The 12,526-nt window shown below is 68.9% G+C and carries 13 protein-coding genes; 11 read left to right on the forward strand and 2 right to left on the reverse strand.

Annotation, left to right across the window (positions count from 1 at the left end; all coding sequences use genetic code 11):
* Positions 1 to 404: 404 nt before the first annotated feature.
* From ABT048_RS41000 to ABT048_RS41015, 4 genes are all read left to right on the forward strand, one after another.
* Positions 405 to 1,097, forward strand: a complete 693-nt coding sequence (locus tag ABT048_RS41000; RefSeq protein ID WP_350526747.1) for a hypothetical protein — start codon at positions 405 to 407, stop codon at positions 1,095 to 1,097.
* 64 nt (positions 1,098 to 1,161) lie between these two features.
* A complete protein-coding gene (locus ABT048_RS41005) occupies positions 1,162 to 1,974 on the forward strand; it encodes a C1 family peptidase (protein ID WP_350526748.1) in 813 nt (270 codons plus the stop codon).
* 80 nt (positions 1,975 to 2,054) lie between these two features.
* The gene (locus ABT048_RS41010; RefSeq protein ID WP_350526749.1) at positions 2,055 to 2,351 is read left to right on the forward strand and encodes a hypothetical protein; all 297 of its coding nucleotides are present in this window, start codon (positions 2,055 to 2,057) and stop codon (positions 2,349 to 2,351) included.
* Between the two features lie 320 nt (positions 2,352 to 2,671).
* The gene (locus ABT048_RS41015) at positions 2,672 to 3,007 is read left to right on the forward strand and encodes a hypothetical protein (protein WP_350526750.1); all 336 of its coding nucleotides are present in this window, start codon (positions 2,672 to 2,674) and stop codon (positions 3,005 to 3,007) included.
* On the opposite strand, the gene ABT048_RS41020 is transcribed toward ABT048_RS41015, so the two are convergent.
* Positions 2,980 to 3,864, reverse strand: a complete 885-nt coding sequence (locus ABT048_RS41020) for a HEAT repeat domain-containing protein (RefSeq protein ID WP_350526751.1) — start codon at positions 3,862 to 3,864, stop codon at positions 2,980 to 2,982. The two genes, ABT048_RS41015 and ABT048_RS41020, sit on opposite strands and share 28 nt — an antisense overlap.
* Before the next feature lie 1,108 nt (positions 3,865 to 4,972).
* Here ABT048_RS41020 and ABT048_RS41025 point away from each other — a divergent pair.
* Positions 4,973 to 5,524 carry a NucA/NucB deoxyribonuclease domain-containing protein gene (locus ABT048_RS41025; protein WP_350526752.1) on the forward strand — a complete coding sequence of 184 codons (552 nt, stop codon included), beginning with the start codon at positions 4,973 to 4,975 and terminating at the stop codon, positions 5,522 to 5,524.
* Positions 5,521 to 6,030 (forward strand): hypothetical protein, encoded by a 510-nt coding sequence (locus tag ABT048_RS41030; protein WP_350526753.1) that lies wholly within the window; start codon positions 5,521 to 5,523, stop codon positions 6,028 to 6,030. Before ABT048_RS41025 ends, ABT048_RS41030 begins: the two co-directional genes overlap by 4 nt.
* A 747-nt stretch (positions 6,031 to 6,777) precedes the next feature.
* On the opposite strand, the gene ABT048_RS41035 is transcribed toward ABT048_RS41030, so the two are convergent.
* Positions 6,778 to 7,539 (reverse strand): GntR family transcriptional regulator, encoded by a 762-nt coding sequence (locus ABT048_RS41035; protein ID WP_350526754.1) that lies wholly within the window; start codon positions 7,537 to 7,539, stop codon positions 6,778 to 6,780.
* 223 nt (positions 7,540 to 7,762) lie between these two features.
* On the opposite strand from ABT048_RS41035, the gene ABT048_RS41040 reads away from it, so the two are divergent.
* The 5 genes from ABT048_RS41040 to ABT048_RS41060 all read left to right on the forward strand — a co-directional run bounded on the left by ABT048_RS41040 (position 7,763) and on the right by ABT048_RS41060 (position 12,340).
* On the forward strand, positions 7,763 to 8,260 hold the full coding sequence (locus ABT048_RS41040; RefSeq protein WP_350526755.1) for an NUDIX domain-containing protein: 498 nt from the start codon (positions 7,763 to 7,765) through the stop codon (positions 8,258 to 8,260).
* 14 nt (positions 8,261 to 8,274) lie between these two features.
* A complete protein-coding gene (locus tag ABT048_RS41045) occupies positions 8,275 to 9,543 on the forward strand; it encodes an SIR2 family protein (protein WP_350526756.1) in 1,269 nt (422 codons plus the stop codon).
* A 71-nt stretch (positions 9,544 to 9,614) separates the two neighbouring features.
* Entirely contained in the window at positions 9,615 to 10,952 is a 1,338-nt protein-coding gene (locus tag ABT048_RS41050) for a UDP-glucose dehydrogenase family protein (protein WP_350526757.1), read from the forward strand.
* 51 nt (positions 10,953 to 11,003) lie between these two features.
* A complete protein-coding gene (locus ABT048_RS41055) occupies positions 11,004 to 11,339 on the forward strand; it encodes a hypothetical protein (protein ID WP_350526758.1) in 336 nt (111 codons plus the stop codon).
* Positions 11,340 to 11,491: 152 nt separating this feature from the next.
* Positions 11,492 to 12,340 (forward strand): SDR family oxidoreductase, encoded by an 849-nt coding sequence (locus ABT048_RS41060; RefSeq protein WP_350526759.1) that lies wholly within the window; start codon positions 11,492 to 11,494, stop codon positions 12,338 to 12,340.
* Positions 12,341 to 12,526: the final 186 nt, after the last annotated feature.

Here is a 12,526-nt window from a genome sequence, read left to right on the forward strand (position 1 = left end):
CACATGGCGGTGATCTTCGCGGACAGGGCAACGCAAAGATCACCACCAGTGGATCACGCCATGAAGTTGATCAATTACCCAACACTTTCTCAGGCAGCAGTCGGCCGGGGCCGAAGACGTGGCGGATTCTCGGGCAAAGCTGCTGCAGGCATGGATCGCTACCGAACCTCTGCTGTCGCAGGCAGAACTCGACGAACTGCGCCCGACAATCCTGGCGAAGATCTTCGGCAACCAGGAGGGCCGCGTAACACTCAGCCGTAACAGCGACGGCGCCCGAGGCGGAGGCTACTGACATGTCTGTTGTATGCACACTGTGGGTGGATAGGGACTTCCAAGGGATTTCGAAAACCTCGGACTCCGGAAATTTCAGGTATTACGGGAACAGGTGGGGAGCCACGAACGACGTGTTCTCCTCCATGCGGGCCTGGGGGCAGGGAGATCGCGGTAACGCCTGGGCATTCGAGAACATCAACTTCGACGGCCGGTTCGCCGCGCTCAACGTGGAGAACGGGTCGAGTTCATGGTGGTCGTACTTCGGTAGCGCTTTCAACGACGTCGTCTCCAGCTCACTCATCATCGCGAGGGCGCCGAACGACATCGTGATTCCGCTGGGGCAGCAGGTGGGCTCTGCCTTCACCTCCATGTTCGATGCACAGACGGCAGGTACCCGGCTCTCGAGGGTGGGCGGACCGCGAGTCTACGGAACGTTCTTCCCAGATTACGATCCGTCGAGAGTCTTCATGACGATCGACCAGAACCTGACCGTGTCCGTCCCCGCATGGCCGGACTATTCAGCCAACGTCAGGTATGACACCGAGTTCTACCTTGCCGGCGCCAAGCTGCACGGATATGCCCGCTGGTCGCATGTCTGGGTCGAAGGCGGGATATTCTCCAAATCGGTGTTCAATGCAATCGCTCCCGGACTTCACGGAGCGAAAAGCAGCCTCACGTCCGCAATCGAGTCCCAGCTGGCTATGTTCTCCTCGCGGAACTTCTCTGACGTCTACCTCCTGCCGGGGCCGCCTCCCGACATGAGCCAGTTCGGCTTCTTTGCCAAGTACGACGACGACGTCTGCCTGGCACTGGTTCCCGCCTGATAACTGTCGACAGCGGACGAGAATCGCTCTCATCGATGGCGAGGAGAGCGGAAAGGGTACGAAAATGTCGAATTACGTAAACCACGACACCGGTGGCAGGCTTCTGAACTGCATCCCGTCCAGGGACACCGAACGCGACTGGACACTGCAGCATGCCCGCGCGGCCGGCCTTGCCGCGAGTCTCGACACGGCGCTTCCCGAGGAGATCGACCTTCGGGAGCCCTGGTGGAACATCGCAGACCAGGGGGTCACAGGTTCGTGCGTCGGCTGGGCAACCGCGGACTCCATGTTGCGCTGGCACTTCACCAAGGCCAACCGCCTGCCCAAGGACGACCGACTCTCGGCCCGCTACGTGTGGATGGCATCCAAAGAAACGGACGAATTCACCACGCAGCCGACGACATTCATCGAGGAAGACGGCACAAGCCTTAAGGCAGCTCTCACCATTGCGCGCGAGTTCGGCGTCGTGCGGGAAGAGGAGCTCCCGTTCAAGCCGCCCCCGCTCAACTACCCCGGCGACAGCCAGACGTTCTATGCCCTCGCAGCACAGATGCGCATCGCCGCCTACTTCAATCTCGGCCGCGACCTCGACGAATGGCGGCAGTGGCTCGGCACCGGCGGAGGACCGGTCCTCGTCCGCCTCAGCGTCGACAGCACCTGGGACGAAGCCCAGGCGACGCACGGCGAGCTGAACCACTACAAACAGGAGACCGCACGCGGAGGTCACGCTGTCTCTCTCGTCGGCTACACCCGGGAACGGCGCTTCATCGTACGGAACAGCTGGGGGAAGGACTGGGGCGACAACGGTTACGCCTACGCCTCGGAGGAGTACGCCCAGCAGGCATTCGCCGAGGCCTACGGGGCCTCACTCGCCTGAGGTGAATCCGGCCCGGGGCAAGGCGAGTTCGATGATCGCCAAGGACATCCCATCACTCACTCCCCCGAAGGAGGAGTCACATGTATGCGCACTGGGGCACATTTACCAAGGAAGCAAGCCTCACGGACAGCCTTACCTACGCTAGGGAAGCGATGCAGAATTCTGGCTTCCAAATCTGGGACAATGCCAGCGACGGCGACTACCAAGTGATTGGAGGGAACGATAACGTCATCGCTACGGTGGTCAGCGTTCCACAATCGGGCAACCTGTGGATGACGGTGAGCGCATACTCAATCGACTCCGGGCTTGCCGAGCGCACCAGGAACGACGTACGGGAATATATCGTCAGACAGCAGAGGATCGACTACAACCCGTGAGACGCCGTCCAGCCAGCGCCGCGGTCGACGAAATTGCAGACTGGTGCTCGTTCAGAGCCTCGGCAAAGTGAAGAATCGTCCGCTTGGTCACGGTCCGCGGCGGGTAAGCGGCCCGGACGCGTGAAGCAGGCACGGGCTTCCAAAATCATGGAGTTCTCGACGCCCCGTGATCCCACTGGAAGACCGTGCCTGCCGCTGCATCATCCCTGATCCCGCCTGTCCCTGACCAGCTCCACGACCAGCCGCCGACCAGGCCGGGCGAGTGCCCTGGCCTGCTGGAACGGCTGGCCGAGGTGCCTGATCCCCGCGATCCCCCTGGGGTGCGCCATGCCTTGACGTACGTGCTCGCGCTGGCCGCCACCGCCGTGCTGGCCGGAGCGGCCTCGCTTCTGGCGATCAGCGAGTGGGCCGCCGACGCTCCACCTAATACTCCAGCTGTAGATCGGGATCTGGTGTCATGTGATGAGCGCGGCCCCGGCCAAGGTGACGGGACCTGGGTGCCCGTAGGCTGCTGCAACAAGCCACGCAACTGGGCCAGCGCGAACTGTGCTGGGCGACCCGCAGACCAAGCTGTTCGTCACCATGCTCGCCGGGGTCCTGGAGTTCCAGCGCGACATGATCTCGGTCCTCACGTATGGCGCGAGGGCCCTGTCTGATCTGGTACCTGGAGGACCAGCGCGGCGACGTCGAGGGGATCGACGACGGCCCCTGTGGAACATGCGGTGATGGCGTCGTCGAGCATCCACGTCTCCCCGTCCTCGTCCGGCGCCTCCTGTTGCTTGAGCAGGCGCAGGGCCGGTAGCAACTCCGGTGCGGCGAGCTCGAACGCGGCCTCGATGAGGATGTGGGCGGGGTCGTCGCCCTCCAGGGCCGCGATCAGTGCTGCGAGCATGCGCCGGTCGCCGCGGCGGGCCAGGCCGAGGAACGCCTCGCCGGCCGTGTCCGGGTCGGGGTCGGCCACCCGCTCCAGCAGGGCGTGCCGGATCAGCTCGTTGTCTCCCGCCGATTCCAGTCCCATGCCGAAGGTCGCCCAGTCGCGGACGAAGTCCGACCGGTCTTCGCTGAGCCGGATCAGCGCGGTGACGGCTTCCGGGCAGGCGGGGTCGCCGGCGACCGACGGCAGGGTGAAGGCCACCGCCTGGCGCACGTCCTCGTCGTGGTGCTCCGTCTGCCCCAGCACCGCGGCTAGGCCTCGCGGGTCGGCGAGGTGGTGCAAGGCCGCGACCGCTGACTGGACCACGCCGGGCCGCCAGTCGGCGCAGGCCGCGACGGCGATCGGCAGCGTCTCCTCCAGGAACGGGCGCCCGGCGCCGTAACCGAGCTGGCCCAGGACGTTCAGGCCGACCACCCGCTCGCGCAGGTCGTCGGAACGAGCCGTCACGCACGCGGCCTCGAACGCGGACCGGTCCGCACGGCGGTGGAAGTCGCTGACGACCTGCCAGTAGTCCTGCCCGTCCGGGTCCAGGAGCGCCGCAGCGCGCAGGGCTTCGAGATCGTCCTCGCCATCGGCCATGCCCACCAGGATAGGGAGGCCTCCCACGAGCCGCTCGGATTATCGTGCCCCGCCGTCCGCCCAGTCCCCCGACTCGATCCACGCCCACCGGCTTCCGCCCCATGGCCCCGCATCATGGCGGACAACAGCAGGTCAACAGGGACAAACGATCAAAGATCACCCGTCTTTGGGGCTCCTGACACCGCCGGCCTGGTCGAGCGGGTCCCCGTCGACGATCGCCGGGGCGCCAGACTACCGAGCGGCCTCTGACACCCCGCCGTCGCCGGCGGGCAGCTTCGGGCAGAGGGGGCCGAGTGGGCCGCAGGCCTTTCCGCGGGCGCGGGTGTCGGTGACGAAGGCGGCATGGATCCGGCCGACGTCGAGCAGGTGCTCCCGTCCGCGCCGCACCGCCGGCCTGTCCGAGCCGGTCACCGGGCGGTGGAGGTGGGGCGGGCGCAGGGCCTCGGGGAAGGTGGCGGGCGCGGCGGGGCCGGCCCCGCCGCTTCCTGGCGCACTGTCGGGCAAGGAGTGCGGTCCGGCCTCCACGAGGCACGGAGATCCGCCCCGTCCGGGCTGGTCCGGGCGGGGTCTGTGCCCACACCCGATTGAACCGTTCACGACAGTTGATTCGTTCGTGTCAGTAGGACGCGCCGGGGGTAGCGCGGTCTTCAGGCACCTGCTCCCGGACCTGCGTCACCATCCGGTGGAGTGTCCGCCGGTAGACGATTGGAGAAGGTGTTGGAAGCGGTCCGGAAGCTTTCGGTCGGCGCTGCGGCGGTTGCCCTCGGTCTCGGCTTGTTAGGACCCGCCAGTGGAGCAGCGTATGCGAGCGGTGTCGGTCATCAGCGTGGTTGATGTCGGGCTCTCATCGTTCGACCCTGCGGATTCGGTGTGTCGTTCGGTAGAGGGTCAGAGTGGGCAGCCGGTGTGCGGGTCGGCGTCCCCGGTGACGGCGGCTCGCGTGTCGCGGGCGGCGATGAGTCCTGCGTCGGTCCCGTTGGGGATGTGGGAGTTTGTCAGCGCGACCGGTCCTCTGCCTCCCATGACCGCGACTTTCACGCCGAGCTGTCACGGGACCTGCACTGCCTCGTCCACGTTCCCCACCGGCAGGTCCATCAAGGTCGGTGACGTGATCACCTGGACCAGCACCTTCACCGACAGCACGACGACCCAGCACCTCGACGAGATCGACTACCACGCCACCATCAGCGTCGTCGGGGGCGGAACCTGGACCTCACCGGACTGGAACAGCCCGTCCTACCGCTGTGACGATCAAGTCGGTTCCTACGCCGGCTGCGTCTCCTACTACGGGCAGCCGTCCTTGAACACCATGGCTCTTCTGCCCGCGATCGCGGCCAACATCCGTACCGTGCAGACCAACGGAAGCCTCCACTACGGCCTGGTCGGCGTCGGCCGGCCACTCACCCGGGACACGAGCGCGCAGAGGGCCGACCGCCGGGCCGCATGCCCGCCCCCGGGTCCTCAGCCGGCCGGCACCACCTGCGACGAATACCCGTTCGCCACCACGAGGGAAGGCGCGGCCAACCCCAACAGCTCACCGCCGAACTCGGGCTCCGTCTGGGCACCGGAAGCGGAGCAGAATTCTCAGGCCGGATACATCTCCAGCTTCGTGCAGAACGAGCGCGTCCTCGAAGGTGACCAGTACTGGGTGGCGGTGTGACCGGGCTCCGGACAGTCCAGGTCGACATCCGCAACCACCAGTACTGGATCCAGGACGAGGCTCCTGACATCGACCCGTCGATGTACAGGAACTTCAACGGCCTCGTCTCGACCCGAGGCGGCAGCCACGCGATCATCATGACCGGAACCGCCCACGGGACCATCGCCGTCGGCTTCCAGTCCTTCGAGGCCGAACCCGCCCTCGATCTCGACCCGTGGGACGACGTCGTCGAAGTCAGCATGCGCTTTCGCAGCCCACGCGGCGGCCTCATGCAACCCGACGGAACCCACGACGCCCTCTACCACCTGGACCGGATCTCCGCCGGTGGCCCCGGCGACTACCGGGTCCGCATCCACGCACGCGGACGCGACCGCGCAGCCGCACTGCCGGAGTTCACGGAGCCGATCGTCGAAGAACACCTGGTCCAGAGCTGGCCGGCCCCCACGGCCGACGAGATCCGGCACAAGCTCACCGACGCCACCGGACAGAACATCAGGGCCCGCTGAAGGACGTGCGACGGGACGTCTCCCTCCTGCTCACCGCAAGTCCAGGCGGAGCCGGGGGCGCGGCCGAGGAGACTGACTGGCCGACACCGGCCAGTCAGTCTCCTCAGCCACGGCCCCGGCCGCCTCGTTCTACCTGCCGGCTTCCCGCTGCCTGCCGGTTCCTTTCGCACGCTGCGGGGGCCGGGGGAGCAGGTCCTGCAGGACTTCTTGCCCTGTCCCGTGGTCCGGCTGGCGCGCTGCCCGTTGGCGCCCGGATCTGCCCCCTCGATCCGGAGGCCTCCCTCGCCGAGCCGGCCCTGCAGCAAGCCGCCGCCCGCCGCAGCCACACAGTCCTCGCCCAGACGGAATCCCCCTTCCCCGGCGGCCATCCCGGCCGCCCTATCAGCGCCGACGGCCCCCTCCACGCACTGCTCCTGTTCTCTGAACTGGTTCCTCTTCTCGCGGTGAGCTGAGGGCTGTCCCGTATAAGCGAGTGAGCCGGGGCACGGAGTAGGCCTCGGTCGGTGAGTTCCAGGGACTCGACCTCGGCATGCAGCTCGGGGCGCACGAACCTCACCTCGGTACCGGGCGGCGGCCCCAGGCCCTTGCCGTCGACGGTGAACGGCGACACCGGGATCGCAAGGCGGCGCAGTGTGGCCGTGAGGGCGCGTCGCTCCGCTCCCCGACCGTCGTGCTCGCTGGGCGCGCCCGCATACACGCCTCGACCCGATGGGCGAGCAGCGGGATCAGCCGGCCGCGGGGCGGGTGCTACGGCGTGGGTTCGGCGCTGGTGTGGCGGGTGATGGTGTGGCCGATCTCGAAGTCCTCGGCGGACATGCGGGTGTCGTTGATCTCCAGGACGGTGCCGGCCGGGCTGGTGGTGGTGCGCACGATGCGTAGCAGGGGGACGCCCCTGGGCAGGGCGAGGCGTTCGGCTTCGCGGGGGGTGGGCATCCGGGCTGAGGTGCTTTCCTGCCACTGGAGGGGGCCGTGGCCCATGGACTCCAGCAGGTCGTAGATGCCGCCGGGGCCGGTGTCGCGTTCGGCGAGGCGGGTGCCGCGGGCGAGCGGGGCGGGCAGGTAGCTGGTCGCCAGCTGTGTGGGCCGGCGGGTGTCGGGGTTGCCCATGACGCGGTCGCGGACGAGGACTTCGTCGCCGGGTCGGACATCGAGGAGTGGGGCGATGTCGCGCGGGGCAGGTCCCCAGCCGATGTCCGGGGTCTCCAGTGCGATCCAGGGCTGGGCGGTGGGGTCGAAGTAGTAGCCGCGGTCGTCGCGGTAGACCTGGCGGCTTCGGTTGAGGCGGCGCCGGGAGGGGATGGGGCGCACCACGGTGCCGCGGCGGCGGACGGCCTCGACGAGGCCTTCGTTCTCCAGTTCGGCGACGGCCTCGCGGGCGGTCTGCTTGGCGATGCCGTATTGCTGGGCGATCTCCTCCAGCTTCGGCAGCACCGCGCCCTCGGGGTAGTCCCCCCGTTCGATGGCGGCGCGCAGTTCGGCGGCGATCTGTCGGTAGGCAGGGGCTGTCATCTGGTTCCTCCTTGGCTGGCAGGCGTCACAGCAGGACCATATAGGACTAGGACTATTGACGGCCTGTCAGGGTGGGGTGAGCATAGTCCTAGTCCTATCGCAGTTCCTGCGGTGGGTGCACATTCCTTGTTCCCCTGCCGGCGCAACCGGCTTCCCCGTCATGCCCGCATGCCGGGCGGGGTGCCGGTCCGCCCGCCTGGGACCCGATGGAGGGAAGGGTGCCGTGGACACCACCCCTGACTACTTCCGCAATCCGCCGCCGCGCCGGATTGGGGCGCTGGGCTGGCTGGAGCGGCCGGACGGGCGTCTGGCCGTCATCCGCCGGGCCTACTGGGGTGCGATCTCCCAGTGGGGGCTGCCCGGCGGGTCGGCTCCGCCGAACACTCACCCGCGCTCGGCGCTGACGCTCGTGGTCGCGGCGAAGCTGGGCCTGCGGGTCACCGCGGGCCGCAAGCTCGCCAGCGACTACGCGCCTGCCAAGCCCGGCCAGTACGAGGGCGCCAACGAGACCTACCACGCTCTGCTGCCCGCTGGCGTCGAGGCTCAGATCGCGGCCGACTGCGGTTACGCCGAGCTGCGCTGGGTCAGCGTCGAGCAGGCTCTGGAGCTCGCCGTCGACCACGAGCGCACCCGCATCGAGCAGTGCGCGCACGCGCTGGCCGACGGCTTCTACCGGGAGCTGTACCTCGGGCTCCCGTTCCCGCACCCCACCACTTCGTGAACCTGGAGGGTTCCATGTTCTTCCCGCACCCCGTCATCGAGCAGCTGACCCCCGCGCAGGTGGAGGTCTGGGAGAAGTACTTCGCCGGCGACCGGCACGAGCGGCCGCGCAGCGTCGAGGAGGGCATCTGGCGCCGCACCCAGGAGCCCGCCAACGCCGAGCAGTCCGGCTGGTCGAAGGACGCCCACGGCCGGCGCCGCGTCGTCCATTACAACCTGCGCTACGGGCTGAACTACGTGTTCCCCGAGCCGCGACTGACGCTGGACAACCTGTACCTGATGGTCTCCCACCTCGCCCCGGCCGGCGAGATCGCCGACTACCGCTGCGACCTGGAGATGTGGCTGGCCGAGGGGCGCTGGCGCCAGCTGCCGCAGGGCGGTTGGCAGAAGGGCGACCTGGTGCTGCGGCTCGCTGAGTTCGACGAGCACCCGCAGGACCTGCGCGCCGGCCGCCCCAGCCCGGACGGCTTCCGTTCACTGGAGGTGGTGTTCACCAGTGACGGCCACGAGCTGCACCGTACGGTCCGCAACCTGCCGTGGGACGTGCTGGCCGGCGGTATGCGGGGCAAGGAGCAGCGCGGCAACCCGACGATCGCCCCGGACCTGGCGGGTCTGCTGGAGACGGGGCCGTTCATGGTCGAGGTCGGCTGCGGCACCAGCATCGAGGCCGGCATCCCGCCGCTGCATTTCCTGCACGAGGTGTATCGGGTCACCCGGCGCCGCAGCAACGAGTTCACCCGGTCCCATGCCTTCACCCTCTCGCCCGCGGCCGACTCGCTGGTGCGGGAGATGGTGCTCGGAGCCGACCTCAAGGCCCCCGACCTGGTGGCGATGTTCCGCGCCTGCTTCCTGGCCGAGCCGACCTACGCCCACCGCGCCCTCAAGGCGCTCTCCGACGCCGGGCTGCTGGTCGGGCCGGTGCTGACCCACAACTTCGACGTCCTGTCCGCCCGCGCAGGCCTGCCCGAGCTGTTCCTGCGCCGCTACGACCAGAAGATCCCACCGGTGACGTTCGACCCGCGGGCGAAGGCGCTGCTGGTCATCGGCCTGCACGCCGACCGGCGCGCGGTCCAGGCGCGCGCCCGCGAGCGCGGCATGCGCGTCTTCTACGTCGACCCGGAGGGGCTGGAGGAGAACGGCGTCTTCAAGGAGTACCCGATCGAGGGTGCCCGGGACGAGGACGTGATCGTGCGCCAGGGCGCCATCGAGGCGCTGGGGCGGCTGTGCGAGCTGGCCGGCATCACCGTTCCGAACGCGGTCAGTGACGACCTGCTCACCCGATAGCGTTCCGGGGTGCGGCCAGGAAGCCCGGGTCGCACCCCCAAGTGCCCACCTACTCAAGGACTTTGATGATCATGCGTGTTTCCGTGATCGGCTGCGGCCACCTCGGAGCGTCCCACGCCGCCGCGATGGCCGAGCTCGGCCACGAGGTGATCGGCGTCGAGATCGACCCCGACAAGTGCGCCGTCCTCAACACCGGCAAGTCCTGGTTCTACGAGGCCGGCCTGGACGAACTGCTCGCTCGCCACGTCCCGACTGGCCGACTGCGCTTTACCACCGACCCCGGCGACGCCGCCGCCTTCGCCGACCTGCATTTCATCGCCACCGGCACCCCGCTACGCGAGGACGGCCGCGGCTACGACGCCACCCAGGTCGTCAGCGCCATCGAGACCCTGGTCCCGCTGATCGACCGCCCGGCCACCATCGTCGGCAAGTCCACCGTCACCGTGGGCACCGTCGCCACCCTGCAGCGCATCGTCACCGCCAACGCCAAGGTGGCCGGGGTGGAGCTGGTGTGGAACCCGGAGTTCCTGCGCGAGGGCCACGCCGTCCAGGACTCCCTGTTCCCCGACCGGATCCTGGTCGGCCTCACCACCCCAGCGGCACGGGTGGCGATCGAGGAGGTGTACGCGCCGATCATGGCCCGTGACGACATCGAGATGGTCGTCACCGACCCGCAGACCGCCGAGGTCGCCAAGGCCGCTGCCAACTCCTACCTCGCCGCCAAGATCAGCTATATCAACGCGGTCGCGGAGGTCTGCGACCTGACCGGCGCCAACGTGGACGACGTCGCCCACGTGATGGGCCTCGACAAGCGTATCGGCCACGCCGGCATGCGCCCGGGCCTTGGGTACGGCGGCGGCTGCCTGCCCAAGGATGTCGCCGCCTTCGCCTACGCCGCCGGCGAGATGGGCGCCGCCGTAGCGGCCGGCCTGCTAGATGCCGTCCAGGCCGTCAACCGCGGCCGCCAGCACGCCGCCGTCGCCCTCATCACCCAGGCCCTGAACAGCGACGTCCGCGGCCGCACCATCGCCTTCCTGGGCGGCGCGTTCAAAGCCGGCACCTCCGACGTCCGCGACAGCCCCGCATTGCGCCTGGCCGACCGGCTCCACCAGCTCGGCGCCACCGTGCGCCTCTTCGACCCCGAGGCCCAGGACAACGCCCGCCGCACCCACCCCCACCTCGCCTTCGCCGACAGCGCCCTGGACGCCACCCACGAAGCCGACCTGGTGGTTATCGCCACCGAGTGGCCTGCCTTCACCGCCGACCCGAAGCTGCCCGCCGACGCCGCCGAACACGTGACGACCCGCACCGTGGTCGACGTCCGCAACGCCCTGGACGCCAGCCCCTGGCTGGCCGCCGGCTGGACGGTCCACCCGCTGGGCCGCCCCACCCGAACCCCCACCGCCTGACCCAGCCCCCGGGCCAGGCCGCCATAGCCCGAACCGCAGAGGGAGAAGACCGTGAACGACCTCTTCCAACAGATCCGCGAACTGCGCCGGCGCGATGAACGGCGCAGCGGCGCCCCCGACCACGTGCTGGAGCTCCTGCTGGTCACCAAGGTCGCCGAGGAGGCCTGCGAAGCCGGTGAGCTGTACCGGCGCTCCAAGGGCTGGGGGACCGACGGCCCGGTCACCGCCACTACCCATCAGGCCCAGCACGAGATGTGCGCTGCGATCATGGCTGGGCTGGTCGCCCTCGACCGGCTGTGCCCCGATGACGACGCCGCCCGGGTCTGGGCCGACTACCTCGCCTACGGCTACGAGCGGGCCCTGCGGGAGAACACCGAAGCGGCCTGACAGCACCCGGCCCCCAGCAGGGATTTGCTCCCGGCCGGGGGCCGTCTGCGCTGCACCGTGCGGCCGCCAGGCGAGCGCACCGTCGTTTCCCTCTCGGTGAAGTCGGCCAGGCCTTGGCGGAGTTGGACCTGCTTCTGCTCTACCGTCATGGCGTGACATTCCTGATCATCGGCGGCAGCGGATTCCTGGGCACCGAGCTGGTCCGTCAGGCGGTATCGGCAGGCCATCCGGTGGCCGCGACCTTCGCCACCAGGCCCAGCAACGTTCCCCAAGTCGCCTGGCACGCCCTCGACCTGCGGGACCCCGACCGCATCGAGGCCCTCGTGGCCGAGGTAAAGCCCCGCGTGGTCGTCAACGCGGCGAGCGGCGGGGCCGACTGGGCGGTCACCGCCGAAGGCCCGGTCCGAGTAGCGATGGCCACCGCACGGCACGGCAGCCACCTGGTCCACGTCTCCAGCGACGCGGTGTTCTCCGGTACGCACGTCCACTACGACGAATCCAGCCTCCCCCACCCCATCACCCCATACGGAGCGGCGAAGGCCGCAGCCGAGACCGGGGTCCGCCTCGTCCACCCCGGCGCCGCCGTCGCCCGCACATCGCTGATCATCGGCGACCGCCGCTCCCAGCACGTCGCCCTGGTGCACGACCTCGCTGCCGGCACCCGGAGCGGCGCCCTTTTCACCGACGACATCCGCTGCCCCGTGCACGTCACCGACCTGGCCGCCGCCCTCCTCGAGATCGCCTCCCGCGACCTCTCCGGCGTCCACCACCTGGCCGGACCCGATGCCGTGAGCCGCCATCAACTCGGCGTCCTCATCGCCCAGCGCGACGGACTCGACGCCAACCAGCTCCCGGCCGGCCTACGGGCCCACAGCGCGCAACCTGGCGCGCTCGATGTCCGCCTCGACAGCCGAACCACCCAGAGCGGGCTGCGAACCAGGCTGCGCGGCGCCCACCAGTTCCTTACCACCGGGACCACCAGCGCTCGGCGAACCCGATAGGGACTGAGCCTTTTCAGAGCGGTCACCGATCGGGTGACGGCGGTGCTGTCGGCGCCTGGGCATGACGAACGGGGCTCTCGGGCGGTTGAGGGAGGTGTCTGAAGTCTCAACTGTTCCGCCGGAGAGCCCCGTTGGTCACCTATCCTGCCGCACTGGACCTGCCGCACGCCCTCGTGGAGTGGGTCA

The organism is Kitasatospora sp. NPDC096140, assembly GCF_040303045.1.
Classification (GTDB): Bacteria; Actinomycetota; Actinomycetes; order Streptomycetales; family Streptomycetaceae; genus Kitasatospora.

Excerpts from the sequence above, each read along its gene's own strand:
- ABT048_RS41005 (WP_350526748.1), top strand. The coding sequence starts at position 1,162 with ATGTCGAATTACGTAAACCACGACACCGGTGGCAGGCTTCTGAACTGC.
- ABT048_RS41010 (WP_350526749.1), top strand. The coding sequence starts at position 2,055 with ATGTATGCGCACTGGGGCACATTTACCAAGGAAGCAAGCCTCACGGAC.
- ABT048_RS41020 (WP_350526751.1), bottom strand. The coding sequence starts at position 3,864 with ATGGCCGATGGCGAGGACGATCTCGAAGCCCTGCGCGCTGCGGCGCTC.
- ABT048_RS41035 (WP_350526754.1), bottom strand. The coding sequence starts at position 7,539 with ATGACAGCCCCTGCCTACCGACAGATCGCCGCCGAACTGCGCGCCGCC.
- ABT048_RS41045 (WP_350526756.1), top strand. The coding sequence starts at position 8,275 with ATGTTCTTCCCGCACCCCGTCATCGAGCAGCTGACCCCCGCGCAGGTG.
- ABT048_RS41050 (WP_350526757.1), top strand. The coding sequence starts at position 9,615 with ATGCGTGTTTCCGTGATCGGCTGCGGCCACCTCGGAGCGTCCCACGCC.